Annotated in this window: 17 protein-coding genes; 8 read left to right on the plus strand and 9 right to left on the minus strand. The window is 69.3% G+C overall.

Going from position 1 to position 21,450, the window contains the following annotated elements:
• The first annotated feature begins 34 nt into the window (after positions 1-34).
• The 5 genes from IDM40_RS06775 (at position 35) to IDM40_RS06800 (ending at position 7,460) form a co-directional block, all read left to right on the plus strand.
• Positions 35-1,273 (plus strand): MFS transporter, encoded by a 1,239-nt coding sequence (locus IDM40_RS06775; RefSeq protein ID WP_193121068.1) that lies wholly within the window; start codon positions 35-37, stop codon positions 1,271-1,273.
• A gap of 87 nt (positions 1,274-1,360) precedes the next feature.
• The gene (locus IDM40_RS06780; protein ID WP_193121069.1) at positions 1,361-2,974 is read left to right on the plus strand and encodes an SLC13 family permease; all 1,614 of its coding nucleotides are present in this window, start codon (positions 1,361-1,363) and stop codon (positions 2,972-2,974) included.
• Positions 2,975-3,032: 58 nt separating this feature from the next.
• Positions 3,033-4,280: a glycerate kinase family protein gene (locus tag IDM40_RS06785; RefSeq protein WP_235997394.1), complete on the plus strand. Its 1,248-nt coding sequence runs from the start codon at positions 3,033-3,035 to the stop codon at positions 4,278-4,280.
• Between the two features lie 366 nt (positions 4,281-4,646).
• On the plus strand, positions 4,647-5,804 hold the full coding sequence (xylA, locus tag IDM40_RS06790) for a xylose isomerase (protein WP_193121070.1): 1,158 nt from the start codon (positions 4,647-4,649) through the stop codon (positions 5,802-5,804).
• Between the two features lie 423 nt (positions 5,805-6,227).
• Entirely contained in the window at positions 6,228-7,460 is a 1,233-nt protein-coding gene (locus tag IDM40_RS06800; protein ID WP_193121071.1) for an ROK family protein, read from the plus strand.
• Positions 7,461-7,568: 108 nt separating this feature from the next.
• Here IDM40_RS06800 and IDM40_RS06805 read toward each other — a convergent pair whose 3' ends face one another.
• Positions 7,569-10,094 (minus strand): ABC transporter permease, encoded by a 2,526-nt coding sequence (locus IDM40_RS06805; protein WP_193121072.1) that lies wholly within the window; start codon positions 10,092-10,094, stop codon positions 7,569-7,571.
• On the minus strand, positions 10,094-10,834 hold the full coding sequence (locus IDM40_RS06810) for an ABC transporter ATP-binding protein (protein ID WP_193121073.1): 741 nt from the start codon (positions 10,832-10,834) through the stop codon (positions 10,094-10,096). The genes IDM40_RS06805 and IDM40_RS06810 overlap by 1 nt, the downstream gene beginning before the upstream one ends.
• A gap of 132 nt (positions 10,835-10,966) precedes the next feature.
• On the opposite strand from IDM40_RS06810, the gene IDM40_RS28785 reads away from it, so the two are divergent.
• Both IDM40_RS28785 and IDM40_RS06820 read left to right on the plus strand, forming a co-directional pair.
• A complete protein-coding gene (locus tag IDM40_RS28785) occupies positions 10,967-12,217 on the plus strand; it encodes a sensor histidine kinase (RefSeq protein WP_193121074.1) in 1,251 nt (416 codons plus the stop codon).
• Positions 12,214-12,861 carry a response regulator transcription factor gene (locus tag IDM40_RS06820; RefSeq protein WP_193121075.1) on the plus strand — a complete coding sequence of 216 codons (648 nt, stop codon included), beginning with the start codon at positions 12,214-12,216 and terminating at the stop codon, positions 12,859-12,861. The genes IDM40_RS28785 and IDM40_RS06820 overlap by 4 nt, the downstream gene beginning before the upstream one ends.
• A gap of 59 nt (positions 12,862-12,920) precedes the next feature.
• On the opposite strand, the gene IDM40_RS06825 is transcribed toward IDM40_RS06820, so the two are convergent.
• From IDM40_RS06825 to IDM40_RS06850, 6 genes are all read right to left on the minus strand, one after another.
• On the minus strand, positions 12,921-14,102 hold the full coding sequence (locus tag IDM40_RS06825; RefSeq protein ID WP_193121076.1) for a hypothetical protein: 1,182 nt from the start codon (positions 14,100-14,102) through the stop codon (positions 12,921-12,923).
• 580 nt (positions 14,103-14,682) lie between these two features.
• Positions 14,683-16,059, minus strand: coding sequence for an FG-GAP-like repeat-containing protein (locus IDM40_RS06830; RefSeq protein ID WP_193121077.1), 1,377 nt, complete (start codon positions 16,057-16,059; stop codon positions 14,683-14,685).
• 86 nt (positions 16,060-16,145) lie between these two features.
• Positions 16,146-16,427 (minus strand): hypothetical protein, encoded by a 282-nt coding sequence (locus IDM40_RS06835; RefSeq protein WP_193121078.1) that lies wholly within the window; start codon positions 16,425-16,427, stop codon positions 16,146-16,148.
• Between the two features lie 203 nt (positions 16,428-16,630).
• On the minus strand, positions 16,631-16,906 hold the full coding sequence (locus IDM40_RS06840) for a hypothetical protein (protein WP_193121079.1): 276 nt from the start codon (positions 16,904-16,906) through the stop codon (positions 16,631-16,633).
• A 165-nt stretch (positions 16,907-17,071) separates the two neighbouring features.
• Positions 17,072-18,397: an ISL3-like element ISPfr2 family transposase gene (locus tag IDM40_RS06845; protein WP_193121080.1), complete on the minus strand. Its 1,326-nt coding sequence runs from the start codon at positions 18,395-18,397 to the stop codon at positions 17,072-17,074.
• A 632-nt stretch (positions 18,398-19,029) separates the two neighbouring features.
• Positions 19,030-19,341, minus strand: a complete 312-nt coding sequence (locus IDM40_RS06850; RefSeq protein WP_027020518.1) for a putative quinol monooxygenase — start codon at positions 19,339-19,341, stop codon at positions 19,030-19,032.
• Positions 19,342-19,448: 107 nt separating this feature from the next.
• Between IDM40_RS06850 and IDM40_RS06855 the strand changes: the two genes are divergently transcribed.
• Positions 19,449-20,390 (plus strand): GlxA family transcriptional regulator, encoded by a 942-nt coding sequence (locus IDM40_RS06855; RefSeq protein ID WP_193121081.1) that lies wholly within the window; start codon positions 19,449-19,451, stop codon positions 20,388-20,390.
• Positions 20,391-21,055: 665 nt separating this feature from the next.
• Here IDM40_RS06855 and IDM40_RS06860 read toward each other — a convergent pair.
• The gene (locus IDM40_RS06860) at positions 21,056-21,373 is read right to left on the minus strand and encodes a hypothetical protein (protein WP_193121082.1); all 318 of its coding nucleotides are present in this window, start codon (positions 21,371-21,373) and stop codon (positions 21,056-21,058) included.
• Positions 21,374-21,450: the final 77 nt, after the last annotated feature.

Below are 21,450 nucleotides of genomic sequence, written 5' to 3' on the forward strand. Positions count from 1 at the left end.
CTTGACGCCCGTGTCAACCTTCTACCGTCCGCTCATGGTTTCTCATGAGCACAAGGACGGTTCAGGCACGGGCCGGCTCCTCTGCCTCTTGCTGGTCACGTTCGTCATCGGCACCGATGACTTCATCATCGCGGGCGTACTGCCGGCCATCGCGTCCGATCTGCAGGTCAGCGAAGCGGCCGCGGGACAGTTGGTCACGGTCTTCTCCATCACCTACGCCGTGGCCGCGCCTCCCATCGCAGTTGCGACGGCCCGGTGGCCGCGCAAGACCCTGATCGTGGGAGGTCTGCTGGTCTTCGCAGCTCTCAACCTCCTGACGGCCTTCGCGCCCACGTACGGGGCGCTCCTGGTACTGCGTGTGCTCGCGGCGCTGGTGGGTGCATCGATCACGCCTGCGGTCTTCGGTATGGCCGGCCGGCTCGCCGCCCCGGAAAGAGTGGGCCGGGCCATGGGTGTGGTTGCGGCGGGGCTGACCGTCTCCCTGTTCGTGGGGGTTCCGATCGGTTCGGTGCTGGGAACCACCTTCGGCTGGCGCTCGACGTTCATCGCGGTGGCCCTGCTCACCGTCGCCGTGTTGGTCGCGTGCGTGCTTCTGCTCCCGCGGCTCCCCGGCGCACCGGAGATCGGGGTGCGCCGGCAGCTGAGCATCCTGTCGCGCCCCGCTGTGCTGACCTGTGTGATGGGCACGGTGATGGGTGCCAGCGGCGGATTGCTGGTCTACACGTACATCGGCCCCATCACCGAGGCCCTCAGCGGGCAGGGCGGCCTGATGCTCGCGGTGTTCATCGGGACGGTCGGTGTAGCCGGCGCGGTCGGTACCTTCGCGGGCGGACGCCTGACCGACCGATGGGGGGCGGACCGAACGCTGATCGCCACCTTCACCGTGCTGGTCCTGGCCACCGTGGCTCTGTCGGCGATCGGTCTCCTGGGACGGGGGACCGCTCCGGTCTGGCTGGTCACCGTGGCTCTGGCTGTCTACGGCTTCGCGGGATGGGGGTTCAACCCGCCCATGAACACGCGCGCACTGAGCCTGGCGGGCGATGCCGGGACCGAAGCTGTAGCGCTCAACACCAGCGGCCTGTATGTCGGCATCGCTGTCGCGGGCGCAGTGGGCGGCGGTGCGATCACACTCCACGGCGGAATCGGTGCTGTCGTGGCGGCGTCGGGGATCGGCCTGGTGACGCTGGTGGTCATGGCTCTTTCGGTTCGCCTCTACCCGTCGAGCATCGGTGAGAACGCACCCGATGGTTCGCCGTTCCGGGCGTCCGCGTGAGGCACAGACCGCCGCAAATCAGTTCATGAGGACTTGCTCATGATTGCCTCATCGGGGATTCAGCCGCCACTAACAGGCTGAAGAACCATGAGGACAAGCACCACCACGCAGGACTCCGCGGTCGCCGACACCGTCCCTGACGCCGTCCCCGGCGCCGCGGACGCACGACACTCCGAGTCCCCGGACCCCGACGAGCACCGCGACACTGACGCGGCGCCGGAAACCGCCGGCGGTCGGCGCTCGCGTTCCGGACTCATCCAGGGAGCGGCGGCGCTGTCGGCGGTCGCGGCCGGGACCACGGCCGTCGCCGCGGCCCTGCCCGCCGCCGGTGGGCCCGGGGGAGAGCTCACCGCCGACGCCCGCGTCGTCCTGTCGGTGTTCGCCGCGGCGCTGCTGTGCTGGACGCTCACCCGCGCCGACGACGCCTTCATCGGCATGGCCGCGGTGGCAGTGCTGGTCGCGGCCGGGATCCTGCCCTACGGGGACGTCCTCGGCCTGCTGGGTTCGGAGACCGTCTGGCTCCTGGTCGCGGCCGGCGTCATGGCCGCGGGCATCGAGGCCAGTGGACTCCCGGCCCGAGCCGCCCGCGCCCTCATCGTCCGCGCCGGCAGTGTGCGCGCCCTGGTCCACCTGGTCACGGTGGGCGTGGTCCTCACCGCCCTGGCCATCCCCTCGACCTCGGGGCGGGCCGCGCTGGCCCTGCCCGTCTTCCTGGCGCTGGCGCGCGTGTTCGCCGAGCGCCCCGCCGTCGTGCGCGCCCTGGCCCTGGTCTTTCCCACCACGATCCTGCTCAGCGCTATCGCCAGCCTCATCGGCGCCGCCGCCCACCTCATCGGCGACGAGATCCTGCGCGGCATGACCGGGTCCGGCATCGGGTTCGGCCATTGGCTGCTGCTCGGCGTCCCGCTCGCCGTGGTCTCGGCCCACCTGGCGGCCGAACTGGTCCTGCTGCTCATGACACGCCGCGCCGACCGGCGCGGCCGCCTCACCCTCGACCCCGAGCAGCTGGGCGACCCCGCCCACGGGGATTCTGCTTCCGGTGGGGATGTCCCAGGGCGCCTCACGAACGCCCAGTGGCGGATGCTCGCCCTGGTGGCAGTGGTGGTCGCGCTGTGGTGCACCGAGTCGCTCCACGGGGTGCCGCCCACCGCCGTCGCCCTGCTGGGCGCGCTGGCCGCCACGGCGCCGGGGTTCGGCACCACACCCATGACGGCGGCGCTGAAGTCGGTCCCCTGGCCACTCCTGGTGTTCATGATCAGCGCCGCGGCCCTGGCCGACGCGCTGGTGCGCACCGGGGCGGCCGAATGGGCGGCCCAGGCAGCCCTCGCCGGGGCCGCCGGGACGGATTCCACCGTCGTGCTCGCGGCCGTCATCGCCGTCAGCGCGGCCTCCCATCTCGTCCTGCAGTCCCGCTCGGCGCGCGCCGCCGTGCTGGTGCCGGCGGTGATCCCGCTCGCTTCCGCGGTGGGACTCGACCCCGCCGCGGCCGTGTTCGCCTCCACCGCGGCCGCCGGCTTCTGCCACACCCTGACCTCTTCGGCCAAACCCGTCGCGCTCTTCTCCGACCTGCCCGACGGATCGCCCACCTACGGGCGCGCCGACCTGCTGCGGCTCTCGGCGCTGCTCGGGCCGCTCATGGTCGCCCTGGTCCTGGGCGCCGCCGTGTTCGTCTGGCCCCACCTGGGCCTGCCCCTGCGCTGACCCGCGGTACCGACGCGCAACGCACCACCCCTCGAGTATCCGACCGAAAGGCTCAGCCATGTCCCACCTGTCCCACGAACGCCGTATGCGCATCCTCGTCGCACCCAGCGGGTTCAAGGAGTCCCTCGACGCCACCGAAGTCTCCGCCGCGATCGCCGAGGGGGCGGTGCGCGCCGTGCCCGACGCGGTGATCGACACCGCGCCCATGGTCGACGGCGGCGAAGGCACCGCCGCCTCGCTGGCCCGCAGCACCGGGGGACGGCTGGTCCACACCACGGTCGAAGGGCCGGTCGGCACCCCGGTCGAGTCCCACTTCGCGGTGCTCGGCGGGCCCGGTCCGCGTACCGCGGTGGTCGAGATGGCCGCCGCGGCGGGCCTGCGGCTGGTGCCCCGCCACCTGCGCGACCTGGGGCGCACCTCCACCTACGGCGTCGGCACCCTGATCGCCGCGGCGCTCGACGAGGGCTGTGAACGCATCATCGTCGGCTGCGGGGACTCCGGCACCAACGACGGCGGAGCCGGGATGCTGCAGGCGCTCGGCGTCGGCCTGCTCGACCGCGACGGCGCCCCGATCGGCCGCGGCGGCGGTGAGCTGGCCCGGCTGGACCGCATCGACGCCTCCGGACTCGATCCCCGGGTGCGCCACACCTCCGTCGTGCTGGCCTGCAACCCGTTCAACCTGCTCACCGGTCCGAAGGGCGTCGCCCGCGTCTTCGGTCCGCAGAAGGGTGCCACGCCCGAGCAGGTGCGGTGCCTGGACGCCGCCCTGGAGCACTGGGGCGACCTGCTCAGCGCCCATGCCGGGACCGACGTTCGCACCGCCCCGGGCAGCGGCGCCTCGGGCGGGCTGGGTGCCGGGGCCGCCGCCGTGCTGGGGGCCCGCCTGGTCCCGCGCTTCGAGGTGCTCACCGGCAGCTTGGACCTGGACCGCCGCATCGCCGAGGCCGACCTCGTCATCACCGCCGAGGGGGCCATCGACGACCAGACCCCGAAGGGCAAGGTCCCCGCCGAGGTCGCGCGCCGGGCCAAGCTGCAGAACACGCCGGTCGTGGCCCTGGCCGGGACCGTGGGCCGCGGCGCCGACCTCAACCACGCCGCGGGCATCGACGCGATCCTGGGGATCCTCGCGGCGCCGCTCGACCTCGCAGGCGCCATCGAGCAGGCCGTCCCGCTGACCGCGGACGCCGCCGAACGTGTCCTGCGCATGATCCTCGTCGGGGCCTCCCTCGGGTCCCCGGGTTCGGGCGCCCCCTGGCTCGCATCCCCGGACAGCCACCGGACCCCGGGTGCGGCACTGGGCGGGTGAGCGCGGTGCCCGCGGTGCCCGCTTCTCCTCGGCCCCGGTGGGCCATGGCCGACGCCGTGCCGCTGTCGGCATCTGCTCAGGCCCTCCGGTTCCGTCGCGAGTCCTTCACCGGGCTCGGGGGCCGTCCGCAGCTCTCGTGATCTCCTCGAGATCCGCCACCGGCCCGGGCTGGTGCGGATCCGGCCTTGCTCCGTGCCCCACCGTTCTTCGGCCACCCCCGCGCCGGCGTCTTGACATGAGTTCGTTCACTCAACAAACTATTTTGACAGCGGCCGCGCCTCCGTCCCCCATCAGTACGCGTCGGCCCGGGACGCCGCGGTGGGCCAGGACCGCCGACAACGCCAACCGACGAACGAGGAGCCGGACATGAGTGACTACCGCCCGACCCCGGAAGACAAGTTCACCTTCGGCCTGTGGACCGTGGGGTGGCAAGGCATCAATACCTTCGGCTCGGCGGTGCGGCCGCCGCTCGACCCCGCCGACGCGGTGCGCAACCTCGGTGAGCTGGGAGCGTACGGTGTCACGTTCCACGACGACGACCTCGTCCCGCCCGGCAGCGACCCCGCGACGCGCGACTCGATCCTGCGGAAGTTCCGGTCGGTGCTGGAGGAGACCGGCCTGGTGGTGCCGATGGTCACCACCAACCTCTTCAGCCACCCCGTGTTCCGTGACGGGGGCTTCACCTCCAACAGCCGGGAAGTGCGCCGGTACGCGCTGCGCAAGGTCATCCGCAACATCGACCTGGCGGCCGAGCTGGGTGCGAAGACCTTCGTCTGCTGGGGCGGCCAGGACGGGGCGGAGAGCGAAGCCGGCAAGGACAGCCGGGCCGCACTGGACCGGTTGCGCGAGGCCTTCGACATCCTGTGCCGCCACGTGCGCGAGCAGGGTTACGACATGCGGTTCGCGATCGAGCCCAAGCCCAACGAGCCGCGCGGCGACATCCTGCTGCCGACGGTCGGCCACGCCCTGGCGTTCATCTCCGAACTCGAACACCCGGAGATGGTCGGCGTGAACCCCGAGGTCGGCCACGAGCAGATGGCGGGGCTGAATGCGGCGCACGGTGTCGCCCAGGCGCTGTGGCACGGCAAGCTCTTCCACATCGACCTCAACTCCCAGCGCGGGATCAAGTACGACCAGGACCTGCGCTTCGGGGCCGGCGACGTCAAGGAGGCCTTCTACCTGGTGGACCTCCTGGAGCACGCGGGTTACACCGGCCCCCGGCACTTCGACTTCAAGCCGGCCCGAACAGAGAACTTCGACGGCGTGTGGGCCTCGGCCGAGGCCTGTATGCGCAACTACCTGATCCTCAAGGAGAAGGCCGCGGCGTTCAGGGCCGACCCGGACGTGATCGAGGCGCGGGCCGTCACGGGTGTCGAGGAGCTCTCACGCCCCACACTCGCCCCCGACGAGCGGATCGCGGAACTGTTGAGCGAATCCCTGGACGTCGACAGCGCCGGAGAGCGCGGTTACCACGTCGAGCGCCTCGACCAGCTCGCGCTGGAGCACCTGTTCGGCCTGCGCTGACCTCCCCCACCGGGCGGTCGGAACGGTCGGTACCGCCTGCGTCCGAGGTCTGCAGTCCTCCGGAGTCATCGCGACGCTGAAGCACTTCGCCGGCTACGCCGCTGAACCGGGAGGCGACGTCGTTGATGAGGTCCTGTTCCCCGTCGGTCGAGATGTCCCAGGCGGTGACGCCCGATGTCGTGCGGGAGTCCCCTACGCCGAACCCGCAACCCGAGAACACCATAGCTCCGTCGTGTGGCCGAAAACCGTGACAGGAGCGTGCCGTAAGGTGACTGGGGCGCCAATCATTCGTGCGTCGAACGAAATTCGGCCCGCGAGCGCGCTCTGTCTCACATGACGCTCCGGGTCTTCTTGGTGCCACACCTGTGGTGGGAGAGTATCGGGTCCATGGCCGCTCACACGCATGCCTCATCGGGTGCTTCCGTGCACCAGCGCGGTGTCCGCGAGAACAACCTCAGGTTGATCCTGCGCAGGGTCAGCACGCACGGCCCCGCCACGCGGGCGCGGCTCGCGACGGTCACCGGGTTGACCAAGGCGACCGTCTCCAGCCTCGTCTCGGAACTCATCCAGGCGAGGCTGTTGACCGAACTGGGCGTGCGGTCCAACGGTGGAGCGGGGCGTCCGGGCAGTGTGATCGACATCGACAGCGACTCCCACGCGAGCATCGGACTCGAGGTCAACGTCGACTACATGGCCGCCTGCGTCAGCGATCTGGGCCACCGGATCCGCTACCACCGGGTGGAGTGCGCCGACAACCGGGGCGCCCCGCGGTCGGCGGTCGACCGGCTCGCCCGGGTGCTGGGGCAAGCGTTGGACGCCGCGCGTGAGGCCGAGCTGCGACCGGTGGGGGTCGCGCTGGCCCTGCCCGGCCTCATCGACGTCTCGGACGGCCGCCTGCTGCACGCCCCCAACCTGGAGTGGAGCGATCTGCCGATCGCCGGCATGCTCGCCGAACGGCTGGGCCTACGGCCCGGGATGATCCGGCTGGAGAACGAGGCGAACCTTGCTGCGCTGGGAGAACTCTCCTTCGGCGGGGGCGGCGAGTGGGGGAACTACGTCCAGATCTCCGGAGAGATCGGTGTGGGGGCCGGGATCATCACCGGCGGCCGCATCGATCGGGGATCCCGGGGTTTCGCCGGGGAGATCGGCCACATCAGCGTCGATCCTTACGGCGAGCCGTGCGGCTGCGGCGGCCGCGGATGCCTGGAACGGTACTGCGGCCTGGAGACGATGCTGCGGGGCGCGGGTCTGTCGTCCTCGGAACTGACCACGCGCATCGGCGACCCGACCGGCCCGATCTCTCAGCTGGTCGCCGCCCTACGCCGTGAGGAGCCACAGGCCCTCCGGGCGGTCGGCCGGGCGGCCGACTACCTCGGGGTGGGGATGGCCAACGTGGTGAACACCGTCGACCCCGACACCGTCGTGCTCGGAGGGGTCTACGCGCCGCTCGCGCCCTGGCTCGTCGAGCGCTTCACCGAGGCCCTGCACCGGCAGACGATCGCCGCCAGGTGGGTGCCTCCCCGCGTCGCCGTCTCCGAGCTGGGCTCGGACGCGGCGGTTCGCGGGGCAGCGGGCCTGGGCATCGAGGCCGTCATCAACGACCCCGCGCGGGTGACCCGCCTGGGGGCGGAGGAGCCCTCGGCCCTGTCCGGCTGAGCGGCGCCCGGAGGATCCCTGGTCGGCAGGCCGGGCCCCCTCGTAGTGGTCCCATGCGGCCGGGCGCGCCACTCCGGCGCGTTGCGCACCCGGCCCGGCACACCCGGCCTATTCGGCGGTGATGGCCTCCAGGGGATCGGTCCGGGCCGCGACGCCGGCCGGCCAGACCGCGGCGATCACCCCGAGGGCGACCGTCCCCGCCGCCGCGGTCGCGATCACGGGTACCGGCACGGTCGGGGTCCACAGAGATTGGCCCAGCATCGCGTTCTGCATCACCGCTCCGACACCGACCCCCAGGACGATGCCGAGCAGCCCTCCGAACACGCACAGGGCCAGGCTCTCCACGCGGATCACCCGGTGGACGGTCCGGCGGCGCGCTCCGACCGCCCGCAACATGCCGATCTCACGGCCCCTCTCCCGCACCGACAGCACGAGCGTATTGACCACCCCGAACACCGCGACGAGGATGACCAGGCCGAACATCGCGTTCATGACCATGAACCCGGCCTGCTGCCGTTCGACGTCCCGTTCGATGAGCGCGTCCCTGTCGCTGACCATGACGTCCGGGCGGTCCCCGACGGCCTCCTCGACCGCGGCGCGGGCGGCCTGCGGGTCCGGCCCGGTGACGTGCACGCGGTTGACCCGGTCGGCCAGTTCGTGCGGCGCGTCCGCGACGTCGAAGAACACGCTCGCCGACATCTCCGTCGCCTCGTAGAGACCGGCGACGCGCGTCTCCAGGTCGACGCCCTCGATACCGAGCGTGAGGCGGTCGCCCACCCCGAGGCCGAGCATGTCCGCCTGGGTCTCGGCCATGATGACGCCTCGGTCCAGGTCGGCTTCGCCCTCGAGCATGTGCGGGGTGAGCGCGGTTCCCAGACCCTCCGGATCCACGGCCGAGACGACGCGTCGAGTGCTGCCGCCGGGGTGGTCGATCCGAGCCATGGCGTCACTGCCGGCCATCGCGGTCCCGACCTCTGAAAGCGCGGCGATCTCCGCCACGTCCGTGCTCTCGAGTACCGGGTCCTCCGCCGCCGGAACGAGCGCTCCCCGGTCTCCGGCCGCGGGCTCGACCACGGTCGTGGACTCGGGGACGTTCGCCTCCGTGGTCGAGGCGATCAACGAGGCGAAGGTCGCGCTCAGGGTCGCGATGGCGCACACCAGTGCCAGCCCGACCGTGACCGCGCCGACCGTACTCGCCGCGCGGCGCGGATCGCGCGCGGCGTTCCGCAGGCCCAGGCGGGTGGCCGGACCGGCCCCGTTCCGCACCACTCCGGAGACGAGCCCCAGGGCCGCCCGAGTGAACGCGGGGGTCAGCAGGAGTACGCCCACCGCCGACACCGCTGCCCCGGCGAGGCCGATGATGCGGGACGCCGCCGCCTCACTGGGTGACGAGGTGGCCAGCACGGCCGCCACCCCCGCCAGCAGCAACACCGCTCCCAGCAGGTGCCGGCCGCGCCGCACCCCTCCCGGCTCGCCGGTCCCCTCGCGCAGGGCGGCCATCGGCGCCACGGAGCCCGCGCGCCGGGCAGCCCCGTACGCGGCCGCGACGGTGGTCACGATCGCGGCGAGCCCGCCCGCGAACAACGCGACCGGGGAGACCGCGAAGACCAGTTCCTCTCCCGGCCGCAGCACGGTCAACACGGCCGGGCCCAGCACCGCTCCCAGGGCCGACCCCAGCACGGCCCCGACCGCCCCGAGCACCAAGGCCTCCACGACGACGGTCGCCCGCACCTGCGCGCGCCGGGCCCCCACCGCACGCAGGAGCGCGAAGTGCCGGGTGCGTTGGGTGACCAGGAGCCGGAAGGTGTTCGAGATGACGAAGACCCCGACCAGCATCGCGATCCCGGCGAAGGGCAGAAGGCTCAGGCGCAGTTCACGGGCCGCATCGCGCTGCCCTTCATCGCTCACCTCCGCCAAGGTGGTCGCGCTCGCGGCGGAAGCCCCGGCGACGACGGATTCCGCGTCCCGTGACACCTGCTCGGGGTCGGCTCCGGAAGCGGCCGCCAACTCGACCCGCGCGAACCCGGGCGTGTGCTCCTGCGCGCTCCGAGCGTCGAACACGACGTCCGGCCGGGGATCGACCCAGGCGTCGTCGGCGTCGTGCTCACCGAGGGTCCGGTAGTCGAAGGCGCCCACCACGGTGACCTCGGCGATGTGACCCCCGTCGAGCAGAACGCCGGTGTCCTCACCCACGGCGATGCCGGCCTGCTCGGCGGTGACCCGGTCGACCGCGATCTCCTCGGGGGCCCGGGGGGAACGTCCCTCGACGAGCGAGAAGCGCCCGCTGTCGTCCCAACCCGTACCGGTCATGTCCAGCGGGGTCGTGCTCCCCACCAGATCGCCGTCCGGACCGATGAGCCCGGCACGGAACGCCGTCACCGAACGGGCGGAGGCGACCCCCTCCATGTCCTCGAGAGCCTCCCGATCGGCTTCGGACAGGATCCCCTCGTCGCCGCGCCAGGCCGCGGCGTCCACGCCCTCACGGCTCTCGGTCCCCGCAGCCAGCGTGGCGATGGTCGAGTCGCTCACCACCCAACTCGCGACCACCGCGCACGCGCCCAGGGCGATCGCGGCGAGGGTCATCGCCACACGGACCTTGTGCTCCCGCAGGTCGCGAAGGATCGCGCGCAGCATCACCGCACCGCCTTCTCGAGCGCCTTGATCCGGTCCAGGACCGAGTCCGCGGTGGGCCCTCGCAGGGAGTCGACGACGCGCCCGTCATCGAGGAAGAGCACGGAGTCCGCGTAGGCCGCGGCCGAGGGGTCGTGGGTGACCATCACGACCGTCTGTCCGAACGCGTCGGCGCTGTGCCGCAGCAGTCCGAGCACCTCGGCGGAGGACGTGGAGTCGAGCGCCCCCGTCGGCTCGTCCGCGAACACCACCTCGGGCCCGGTGACCAGGGCACGCGCGCACGCCACACGCTGTTGCTGCCCGCCCGACAACTCACTCGGACGGTGGTCGAGCCGGTCGGAGAGCCCGACGGCGTCGACGATCCCCGCGACCTTCTCCGGGTCGGGGCGACGGCGCGCCAACTCCAACGGCAGCACGATGTTCTCCCGCGCCGTCAGGGTGGGCAGCAGGTTGAACGCCTGGAACACGAACCCGAGCCGGTCCCGGCGGAAGACGGTCAAGGCGTCGTCGTCGAGGCCGGTGAGGTCGGTGTCCCCGATCCACACCCGTCCGGCGGAGAGCGTGTCCAACCCGGCGACACAGTGCAGCAGGGTGGACTTCCCCGAACCCGAAGGCCCCATGATCGCGGTGAACTCCGCGCGGGCGAACTCGGCGTCCACGTCGGTGAGTGCCCGGACCTGCGATGGGCCGGCCCCGTAGGTCTTGGTCAGTCCGGTCGTGCGGACCGCGGCATGTGTCGTCATGTGCCGAGCGTGGACCGGCGGCGCACGCCCGCGCCTCGCCCAAGGCGCTACGCATGGTCCTCCCCGAGGAGGAGACACGCTGGTCCGATCGGACGAGGACGCGCCGGTCGAGGGCCGCCTACGCTCGACCCCGTGCAGCAATCACGAGGGGTCGAGCGGGAACCGTTCACACGTCCGGCGGGCAACACCGCCCCGGTCGTGCTGAGCGTGCTGGTCTTCGGGGCGATCGTCGCCACGGGGGCGGGGGCCCCTGTGACGCACATGTTCGCCACCCCGATGCGTCTGTCGAGCCCGGCCGAGATCGCGCTCACGCTCACCGTCGCCACGCTCTCCGCCGCCGCGGTCGCCGCCGCCCGGATCACCCCGTGGCCGCTCTTCGCCGCGGCGGCCGTCGGCTGGCTGGCCTTCGCCTCGTGGCCCGCGCTGTTCGCCGCCTCCTTCGTCGCGGCCACGCGCCTCCGCCGCCGCGCACACCTGGTGGTCTACGTGGTGCTCGCGGTGCTCCTGGTGGAAGCCCCGGCACTGGTGCGGTCGGTGCTTCAGCCCCTGCCGGAATGGCAAGAGCTCGCCGAGGACCTGCTGGGCGCTCTGCCGATGACGGTGGTCGTCCCGGTCCTCGTGGGACTGTGGGTCAACGCCCGACAGGCCACGACGGACGCCCTGAGGGAACGGGCTGAGCACGCCCAACGGGAACAGGAAGCGCGCGAGGACCAGGCACGGGCGGAGGAGCGTGCCCGTATCGCCCGGGAGATGCACGACGTGGTCGCCCACCACATCTCGCTGATCGTGCTGCAGACCACGGCCGCGCAGGTCACCACCGGCACGGTCTCCACCGAGCAGCTCGCACGGATCCGGGGTGCGGCGCGCGGCGCTCTGGCGGAGCTCCGCGAGGTGTTGGGGGTGTTGCGGAACTCGGGTGACGAAGCCGAACGCGCTCCGCAACCCTTCCTGACCGACCTGGACCGGCTCGTGGAGCAGTCGCGTGCGGCAGGGGTGCCGGTCGACCTCGCCGCCGACCGCGGCCTCGACCGTCTCGCGCCCCTGGTGCAGCGCGCCGCGTACCGAACGGTGCAGGAGGGGCTGACCAACGTGCGCAAACATGCCGGCGGTGCCGCAGCGGAGGTCGAGTTGCGGCTCCACGGCGACGAGCTCATGGTCCACGTCCGCAACGGCGCGCCCGCATCGCAGCCGGTCGAGGGTTCCACGGGCTCGAACCAGGGCCTCGCGGGCCTGCGGCAGCGCGCGGAGATCCTGGGCGGCCGTCTCCATGCCGACCACAGTGCCGACGGCGGCTTCGTCCTCGTCGCGCACCTGCCCGCCCGCACGGGTGAGGACGCCGCAGGGGCGGCCGATCCCGCAACGTCCAGTGAGGATGCACAGTGATCCGGGTTCTGATCGTCGACGACGAGGAACTGGTCCGGGCCAGCCTGAGCGCGATCCTCGGCCAGGAACAGGGGATCGAGGTCGTGGGGGAGGCCGGCGACGGGGGCGAGGCCTTGCGGGCCGTGATCCGGCACCGCCCCGACGTGGTGCTGATGGACGTCCGTATGCCGACCATGGACGGCATCGCGGCCACCGAACACCTCGCCCGCGGTCCACACCCTCCGCGGGTCGTCGTGCTGACCACGTTCGACCTCGACGAGTACGTGCACAGCGCGTTGCGCGCGGGAGCGGCGGGGTACCTGCTCAAGGACGCCGAACCCGACACGCTCGCCTCAGCCGTACGCACCGTCGCCGAGGGCGGGGCGATGCTCGCGCCCACGGTCACCACGCGACTCATCGGCACGTTCACCGAGGAGAACCCGTCGGCCCGGACCCGGGCGCGGGAACGGCTCTCCGTCCTGACCGAACGCGAGACAGCCGTCATCCGGGAGGTGACCCTCGGGCTGTCCAACGCCGAGATCGGCCGCGAGCTGTGGATGAGCGAGGCCACCGTCAAGAGCCACCTCAGCCGGGCTCTGGCCAAGCTCGACGTACGCAACCGTGTCCAGGCGGCCATCATCGCCCACGACGCCGGCCTGGTGTAGGCGGGCGGGCCGCCGCCCGGTGTTGTCTCCGGACCTACCGAAGGTCGACCTCCCGGGCCTCACTTCGCCAGGAGGGACTGCACGAGGTCGCCGAACTCCTCGTCGTCGGTGAACAGCGAGGCCGAACCCTGCTCCTGGTCGATCTCGATCCGGACGGCACGCAGGTCGGGCAGCTCGGACTCGGCACGGTCCCGGGAAGAGGGGTGCCACCAGTACACCTGGGAGGTGATGGGCCTGTCGGCCTCCTCGACGAAGCGGTCGGCCATGTTCTGGAGGAGCTCGAGCGCGGCCACGGGGTGGCTGCTCTCCTCCCCGAGGACATGGGCCAGGATCACCTGCGGGACGGGAAGTGCCACGAGCACACCGTGCGGGGCCTGCTCCACGTGCCTCGTGAGGACGTGCAGCTGGGCGGACACGTACGGGTGCTCACCGCTGATGTGCACGAAGTTCATACCGCCGAAGTCGTGGTGGGAGACCTCCACGGGTTCGGCGACGCTGTTGGCGACCGCCTCACCATAGGTTCCCTCCTCCGAGCGGCCGGTCTCCTCGTGCTGGTCCCGCTTCACCGGCTGGACGGTGTCGGGGGTGTTCAGCGCGACGGTCTCGAACAGATCGGCTCCGACCCGTCGGCCGAGCAGGGTGCCGGCCACACCCTCGGGGAACCCGGACTCCGGGTACAGGCGCACGCGCAGCTGCTCCGAGGAGGCCTCCGAGAGGTCGGCCACCTCGGAGACACGCTTGATGACGGCCTCGGCGAAGGGGGTCACTTCGTCGAAGGCCGTGTCGAGGTCGGCGTCCTCGACACGGGAGAGGTAGTCACTCATGTCCATGGCGCCCCGTTCGCCGTCGCGGAGCGGGACGCTGATGGTCTGCGGATCCTCGAACCGGGCGGAGTACCCGAGCTCGTGCAGGACCCTGATCAGCACCTGTCGGCCGTGGTCGTCCGGGCGCGGCGGGTAGTGCGTACCCAGAGGCACCCCCTGCTCGCGGACCTGGCGGATCAGGGCGAGCACCACCTGTTCGGCCAACTCCGGATACTGCTCGGCCGACAGGTCCCGTGCGCGCTCGATGGCGTCGGCGTAATCCGTCTCCAAGGGGTCGTTGCCGGGGATCCGAATACGCATCCCCGTCGGCGGAAGCTGCTCCACCTCGACCCCGTGACGCTCGTAGGTCTCGAGCAGCAGGGACATGAGATCGGAGGCGTTCTGGGGACCGCTGCCCGTGGGCGTGCTGTCTGTCATGTGTCGTGCGACTTCCGGTCGGATCCGCTGGGGCTCTTCCTTCCCCGTCGTGTCCGTTGCCGGACGGCCGGGCGCGGGAGGGTTCGCTCCGACGACGGGGAAACCACACACGGTATGCCCGTGAAGCAAGGCCCGGGACCGGTGAACCACGGGCCGGAGCTCCTGGTTCCGATCGACAGCAGAGCCGAAGCTCGGAACCAACGCATCGACGTGCGCCGATGCCGGATCGTGCTGCTGGTAGAAGTCGGCTTCGAACTCCGAGGGAGGGACCAAGCCGATCTCTCCGGGCAAGCGGCGGCGGTTGAACCAGTCCACGTGCTCGGCCACCGCGATCTCCAGGGCCTCGATGCCCCGCCAGGGTCGCCCCCCCCAACCGGGCAGGGCATCCGCGTAGAGCCGGTTGAAAGTGAGTACTACAGCCCCAGGGTTGTCGCGGCCACTCGCCCGGACTGGCCCCTGCACGTGACGGTTGCTGTGAAGAGCCCCCTACTTCGGTGCGTCTGCCCGGGGCCCGGCGAACGTGATCGGACCCTGGGCAGGCATGTGACCGAGTTTTCTTCCGCCGGTCGGTACAGGGTCTCTACGGCAGTGCGGCGCCGAATTCGGCTTCCGTGCCGTCCAGGCCCATGGTGGCCGCGCCGAAGGTCTGTGAGCCTTCACCGCTCAGGCCCTCGTCGGAGTTGTAGATGATGGTGATGGCGCCGTTGCCGTCGTTCTCTCCGGGTACCCCGGCCACCAGGTCCAGCATCCCGTCGCCGTCCAGGTCGATCAGGCTCACGTCCGCGCCCATGCGGTCACCGGCCTCGGACACACCGTCCACGCCGTCGGAGCCCTGAACGAAGGACTCTTGGCGCCCGTCGGTCCAGTCCGGGCCGCCGTGGACCACGCTCACCCCGCCCGCATCGTCACCGCCGTCGGGGTCCTCCACGGTGGTGTCACCGAGCACGATGTCGGCGTGCCCGTCATCGTCGATGTCACCGATCGCGACGGAATCGGTCCCCAGGCCTTCGTCCAGCGTGGTGCCGTCCTCGGTGATCCCGTCGGCCGAACCGGCGAAGACCCGAGCGGCGTCACCGTCGGCGGGGGTGAGGACCACGTCGGCGTGGCCGTCACCGTCGATGTCGCCTGCGGCCACGTCCGAAGCCCCCTCGGGAAGCAGAACCGGTTCACCGATACGGACCGGATCGGAGCCCGCCTCGGTTCCGGAGAAGACCAGCAGGTCACCCAGGTCGGGGCCCTCATCGTGGGCAGAGGTCACGATGAGGTCGTCGACGCCGTTGCCGCTCACGTCGGCCATGGCCAACCCTTCGACTTCGTCACCGGGGCCGGCGGCGGCCAGGAACGAGGTCACCGATGGATCGTCCGCCTCGTCCAGATCCTCGCGTCCCCACAGCACGCTGATGTGGTCGCCGTTGCTGATGGCCACATCTTCCAGTCCGTCGCCGTCCAGGTCGCCGGTGGCCAGGTGGGTGCCGAACCCGGTGTCACCGCGCTCCTGGCGTGGCGAGTGCAAACCGATCGCGTCCTGGGAGAGCCCGTCCTCGGACCCGAAGACGACTTGGACCAGACCGGCGTCCTCGTACTCGCCCACGTCTTCCTCGGGGGCCGAGACCACCAGGTCGGCGTGGCCGTCGCCGTTCAGGTCGGCCGAGGCGACCTGCTCGCCGAAGCGGTCACCGACCTCGGGCGCGCCCGGCACACCCGGGGAGTCCTGGTCGATCTGGTAGCCGGCCTCCGGATCGGCGCCGTCCGGGCTGCCGGGAACGACGGCCACGTATCCGCCGCGCACGTCGTTGCCGCCGATGCCTTCGGGGGCGCCCACGAACAGGTCGGCGTAACCGTCACCGTCGATGTCGGAGGCAGAGACCGTCTGGGCCTGGGCGGGGACCAACATCAGGGGCACGCACAGGGCGCTCGCGCCCAGAAGGGCCGTGCTTCTGAGCAGGTGGGGGGACATGTTGTTTCCCTGCTTTCTGTTATCTCTTCCGAACTGTTTCGTCTCGAACTTGCTACGGCAATGGAAGCGCTCACGTCATGTGGCGGCTAGTTTCTTGTCCGGTTCCACAGAATGATCTTGGGGAGGATCCAGATGAGAAAGAACACGATGGCCATGGCGGCAAAGGCAGCCCCCGCCCCAGGGGTGTCGTCATATGCAAACCAAAGGGATGCGGCAAGGAGCATGATTGGAACAAGGGAGAGTCCGACTATCAATGCGCGCCAGTCATGGCTTCCCGGGTTCTCTGGGAATTCCTTGTATCCGATGGGGAGGAGCATATGAGACTTGGCAAGGCGCTCGATGAATCCGGTGGGCGAACTCCTTGCCATATGCTCCTCCAGCTTTGGGTGATGAATGCGAGGATCATGCGCATGCGTTGCACGTGAGTTCTCTGATTGCGCCCAACTCTACGTCATTAGGCCGAGTCTCCAGTCAGAAGTCCGCGCATGCTCAGGCCGGTGTAGCCCTAACCTTCCATGTTGCGATTGGGGCATAATATTTTTGTTTTAGTGCTTGTTATTTTTTACGGCGTTCAGCAGGTAGATCTTGGGGATGGCCATGAAGAAAATGCAAAATACAATAAGAGCAAGGCTGAGCACCATGCCGCCAAGGCTATCTCGCCAAAAAATGACATGTAGCCCAGGGCTCCAAGGGGTAGGACTGCCATCAGTGAGCCGATGATCACAGCTCTTACTTCCTTGGTTGAAGACTCTTCGCTCAGTTTGTCGGCAGCAGCTTTTGGCATCAGGAGGGGGTTCAGGGCGAGACTCATCATTGCTCGTCCGAAAAAAAATCTATTCTCTTCCATGGGTAGGGTCAATCTATTTGGCCATGTCTTCACTCGTGTAATCTTTTGTTTCTGTGGTAGGCCAATGTATATGGAGCTGGGATCACCAGGAATGCGATGAGGGAGAATGTAAGAGCCAGTACGGCCGGTCCTTGATTCGTGTGATAGAGATAAAAAGAAAGTGGCTCATCCCAATCGGGGGTGTAGGAGTTGGGGTCTGAAGCCGCCGGTCTCGAGCAGGCTTCGGGCGATGTAGTTGGTCAGGTTGCGGAACCCGAGTGCGGAGCCGCGCAGGTGTTCGAGCCGTCCGTTGAGCGCCTCGGTCGGCCCGTTGCTGGTGCCGGGTCGTTCGAAGTAGGCGAGCACGTCAGCGGCTCGCTTCTTCAGGGTCCGGCCCAGGGTGGTGAGCTCGGTGAGCACCTTGGGGACGCCGGCGCTGAGGTCGGTGATCAGCTTCTCCATGAGCTCGCGGCCACGTTGCCGGTCCTCGTGGCGATAGGCGGCGATCATGCGCTGGTAGACACCCCAGGTCGCCTCGACCTCGACGTGAGCGTCATCAACGAACAGCGCGCGTAGCCTGTCGCTCTGCTTGTCGGTGAGCAGGTCCGCGCCGGTGTGCAGCGTGCGCCGCGACTTGTAGAGCGGGTCGTCCCTGAACCCACGGTGCCCGTGGATCGCGAGTTGGACCCGGCGCCGGCACCTGTCGAGGGCGTCACCGGCCAGGCGCACGACGTGGAAGGGATCCATCACCGTGACCGCGTCCGGGATCTCCTCTGCAGCGGCGGTCTTGAACCCGGTGAAGCCGTCCATCGCGACCACCTCGACCGCGTCACGGAAGGCGTCGTCGCGGTCGGCGAGCCAGGTCTTGAACGCCGCCTTCGACCGGCCCTCGACCATGTCCAGCAGCCTTGCTGGGCCGGCGCCATCGCGGACCGGGGTGAGGTCGATGATCACGGTGACGTACTTGTCGCCACGCCTGGTGTGGCGCCAGACGTGCTCATCGACGCCAATGACCTTCACGCCCTCAAACCGCGTGGGGTCGTTGATCAGCAGCCGCTTGCCTTCAGCCAGGACCGCGTTGTTGGCGGTGTCCCACGCGACCCCGAGTCCCTCGGCGACACGGGCGACGGTGAGGTGTGCGACCACGATCCCTTCCAGCGCCCACCGCAGCCCGGTGCGCGAGAGCTTCGCGCGTGGCTCCGCCGCGGCGCTGGTGTCTTGGCGCCACACGTGTCCGCAGTCGGCACAGCGGTAGCGGCGCACTACAACTTCCAGCACGGTCGGTCGCCAGCCCAGCGGCTCGTGGGCCAACCGCCGGATCACGGTGTCACGAGCAGCGCCTTCGCTGCCGCACCGTCGGTACCACTGATCTGGTTCCACCACGCGGCACGCGAGGACCGCACGATCCGGTTCAAGTCGTTGTCCGGTCACGCTCAGACCGAGGCCGTCGAGTCGAGCGAAGGCGGTCAGGTCAGGGCGGCCGAAGCCGGCCGGCGGGGTAGCGTCGGACACGTCGAGGTCTTTCGGATGGATGGCCTAGGAACCTCCGTCGTCGGGAGACCTCGACGTCTATCTGCGGACCGACGCGCCCGGCCGACCTACACCGTCATCTGAGAAGACCCCTGAAACGTCTTCGACGACGACGGGACCGGCGAGGAGGAGGGCGCGGTGAGCTAAAGGAATGGAGCTTGCTCGGCTTCGACGCCGCCGCAAGCTCCGGTGAAACGGTCGGTACTGGTCGGTCGTCGTCGGTCACCACCGGATGGCGGCGTCCCCCACGCTCGGCGTTTGCGCAGGTCAGCGGCTCGTTCGCCCAGTGGGCGCATCAAGCGATAGACGCAAAGCCGACGTGATTAGGTCGTCGGTTCGATTCCGACAGGCGGCTCCGGCGAACAGCCCCTGACCTGCGGAAACGCAGGGCAGGGGCGGTTCGGTTCTGGTGGTCGCGCGATGCGCTGGCCTCACGGCTCTGCCCGACACCGACGTCGCTCTCCTCTGCGACGGACCCCTCGCCGGCTGAGCGCTCGCGGCCGGCATCCTGTCCGTGTGCCGATAGGCCTCGCACCGCTCGGCAACGCAGCATGGCGTTGCGTCGCGACCTGGCGACGGCTCGGCGGGGCGCGATCGTCTCGTGCGTTGGCGGACTACGGGAGCTTGGACGCGAGGACGTCGGCCGCCAGGATCTCGGGTGCTGCGCTGAGGAGGTGCTGGTTGGCCATCAGGGCTGCGACGATGGCGCCGTTGGCGTGGGCGTCGCGAGCGGCCTCGTCGGGGAATGCATCGAAGATCCAGAAGGTGTCGGCGTGGGTCCTGACCGCGAACCAGACAATCGTTCCTACTTCTTCGTTGGCGAGTGCGACAGCGCCGGCGAGCAGATCGGCGAGCGCGTCGTGCTGTCCATCGGCCGCGACGATCTTGGCGACGAAGGCATACGGAAGTGATGCGGGTGTTGACATGAGGGACTCTCCTTGAAGTCGTGGTTCTTCGTGGGACGAGTTCAGCGTATGACGAGCGAGGGGCGGTGGGGAGTGGCGTATACGGCAGTATTGCTATTGTTTACGTCATGCGTATCGGACTGATCGCGATCGACGGCTGCTTCGGTTCGGCTATCGCGTCGATCATCGACATCGTGCGGGTGGCCGACGGAGCCCGCGGCGATGTCGACCCGCGGATCGACCCGATCGAACTCGCCATCCTCGGACCGAAACGGCGAGTGACCACGACGGCATCGATGACCCTGTCGGTGGACCACCCGCTGTCGGAGTCCGGAGAGTTCGACGTGGTCGTCGTCCCTGCGCTTGGAACCCTTACGGCCGCCGCTACCAACGACGCCCTCCAGAGCCGAGATGCTCGTTCGGTCATCGCCTCGCTCGGGCGCCTCGACGAGGCGACCACCCGGATCGCCGCGGCGTGCACCGGCGTGTTCGCTGTCGCCGAGACCGGACGGATGTATCATCGGCGGGCGACGACCAGCTGGTTCCTGGGGCCGGAGTTCCTGAAGCGCTATCCGACCGTCGCCCTCGATCTCGACACCATGGTCGTGGTCGACGGGAACCTCGTCACCGCCGGCGCCGCGTTCGCCCACATCGACCTCGCGCTCTCACTCGTGCGATCGATCAGCCCCGACCTGGCCCAACATGTCGCCAAGCTCCTCATCATCGACGAGCGCCCGTCGCAGGCGGCCTTCGTCGCCTACGAACATCTCCGGCACGAGGACCCGATCGTCGTCGAGTTCGAACGCTTCGTGCGCGCCCGCCTGGACGAACCGTTCAACGTCGCCTTCGTCGCGCAGTCGCTCGGCACCAGCCGGCGCACCCTCGAACGACGAGTCCGTGCGGCGCTCAACCTCACTCCGCTCGGCTTCGTCCAACGGCTTCGCATCGAACGAGCTCGGCACCTCTCAGCAACCACGGACCTCACCTCCGCCGAGATCGCGCTACGGGTCGGCTACGCGAACGCCGAGACTCTGCGCTCCCTCCTGCGTAGGGAGCGACGCCGTTCCTGACCTATCGCCATTCCTGTAGCCGGTGTGCTAGTGCTCGACTGGAACCACCTCTCAGCACGTCGCGTCGACGCTCCTGCGTCGCCCCTGGACGACCCACTCGACACGCCCGCAGCACAGGCCATGTGACGTGTCCCGGCTTCCCGGACGGTCGGGGTTGGGTGGCTGTGATGTCGCTGCGTTCTCGTCGAGAGGATCAGCAGACCCGATCAGAGTCGATTGGGATGAGACGCGAAGGCGGTCAGGTCAGGGCGGCCGAAGCCGGCCGGCGGGGTAGCGTCGGTCACGTCGAGGTCTTTCGGATGGATGGCGTAGGAACCTCCGTCGTCGGGAGATCTCGACGTCTATCTGCGGACCGACGCGCCCGGCCGACCTACACCCTCATCTGGGAAGAGCCAAGAAAGTCCGGCGAGGATGAGGGTGGGTATGAAGGTTGCTGCTATGAGAGGAAGCCGGATGTGGTCTTCAGGGTGCTCGGGAGGTTCTTGTAGATAGTGGACGAAGGAAAACGGGCCCCTGCAGGCAAGCCAGTATGCCAGTCCTTGTTTCTGTCTCGAGGTTGCCTCCGAAGTCGTCAGGGGTTCCTCATGAGTCTTTTCGGGCACCAGTATCCCCGCTTCGGGTGCGTTCCTCGAATCAAGGCCTCTCATGGTTCCTGCGCTTCTCGTTCATGAATCTCTCAGGTTTTTCTTCCCTCCCATCCTCATCCAGAGGATCAGCTTGGGTAGGATCCATATCGAGAAATAAAAGAATGCCATGAGGGAGAATATGGCAATCAAGAGAGGATCATTCTGAAGGTAGCTCACGAAAGTGAACCCCAGGAGTGCCAGCAAGCCGAGAGAACTGGCGGCGATGTAGTCGATCCATTGCCGTGAAGTTGGATGGTTGGGCATCTTCCACTTGGCGCCGAAAGAAAGAAGGCTTGAACGTGCCAGGCGTTCAATTATGTCTACGTGCCTTGCATTTCCTTCATGTTCGTTCTCCATTTTTCACGCCCCCTTTCAGTGTTCATTTAGTGTTTGTTTGAGGCGGGCGCCTTGCTGGAGGTCGCCCGCCTCGTTTC

Source organism: Nocardiopsis coralli (genome assembly GCF_014892575.1).
Classification (GTDB): Bacteria; Actinomycetota; Actinomycetes; order Streptosporangiales; family Streptosporangiaceae; genus Nocardiopsis; species Nocardiopsis coralli.

Coding starts and splice junctions, on each gene's coding strand:
- IDM40_RS06775 (WP_193121068.1), top strand. CDS start 35: ATGGTTTCTCATGAGCACAAGGACGGTTCAGGCACGGGCCGGCTCCTC.
- IDM40_RS06780 (WP_193121069.1), top strand. CDS start 1,361: ATGAGGACAAGCACCACCACGCAGGACTCCGCGGTCGCCGACACCGTC.
- IDM40_RS06785 (WP_235997394.1), top strand. CDS start 3,033: ATGTCCCACCTGTCCCACGAACGCCGTATGCGCATCCTCGTCGCACCC.
- xylA (WP_193121070.1), top strand. CDS start 4,647: ATGAGTGACTACCGCCCGACCCCGGAAGACAAGTTCACCTTCGGCCTG.
- IDM40_RS06805 (WP_193121072.1), bottom strand. CDS start 10,094: ATGCTGCGCGCGATCCTTCGCGACCTGCGGGAGCACAAGGTCCGTGTG.
- IDM40_RS06810 (WP_193121073.1), bottom strand. CDS start 10,834: ATGACGACACATGCCGCGGTCCGCACGACCGGACTGACCAAGACCTAC.
- IDM40_RS06825 (WP_193121076.1), bottom strand. CDS start 14,102: ATGACAGACAGCACGCCCACGGGCAGCGGTCCCCAGAACGCCTCCGAT.
- IDM40_RS06830 (WP_193121077.1), bottom strand. CDS start 16,059: ATGTCCCCCCACCTGCTCAGAAGCACGGCCCTTCTGGGCGCGAGCGCC.
- IDM40_RS06835 (WP_193121078.1), bottom strand. CDS start 16,427: ATGGCAAGGAGTTCGCCCACCGGATTCATCGAGCGCCTTGCCAAGTCT.
- IDM40_RS06840 (WP_193121079.1), bottom strand. CDS start 16,906: ATGGAAGAGAATAGATTTTTTTTCGGACGAGCAATGATGAGTCTCGCC.
- IDM40_RS06850 (WP_027020518.1), bottom strand. CDS start 19,341: ATGTCAACACCCGCATCACTTCCGTATGCCTTCGTCGCCAAGATCGTC.
- IDM40_RS06855 (WP_193121081.1), top strand. CDS start 19,449: ATGCGTATCGGACTGATCGCGATCGACGGCTGCTTCGGTTCGGCTATC.
- IDM40_RS06860 (WP_193121082.1), bottom strand. CDS start 21,373: ATGGAGAACGAACATGAAGGAAATGCAAGGCACGTAGACATAATTGAA.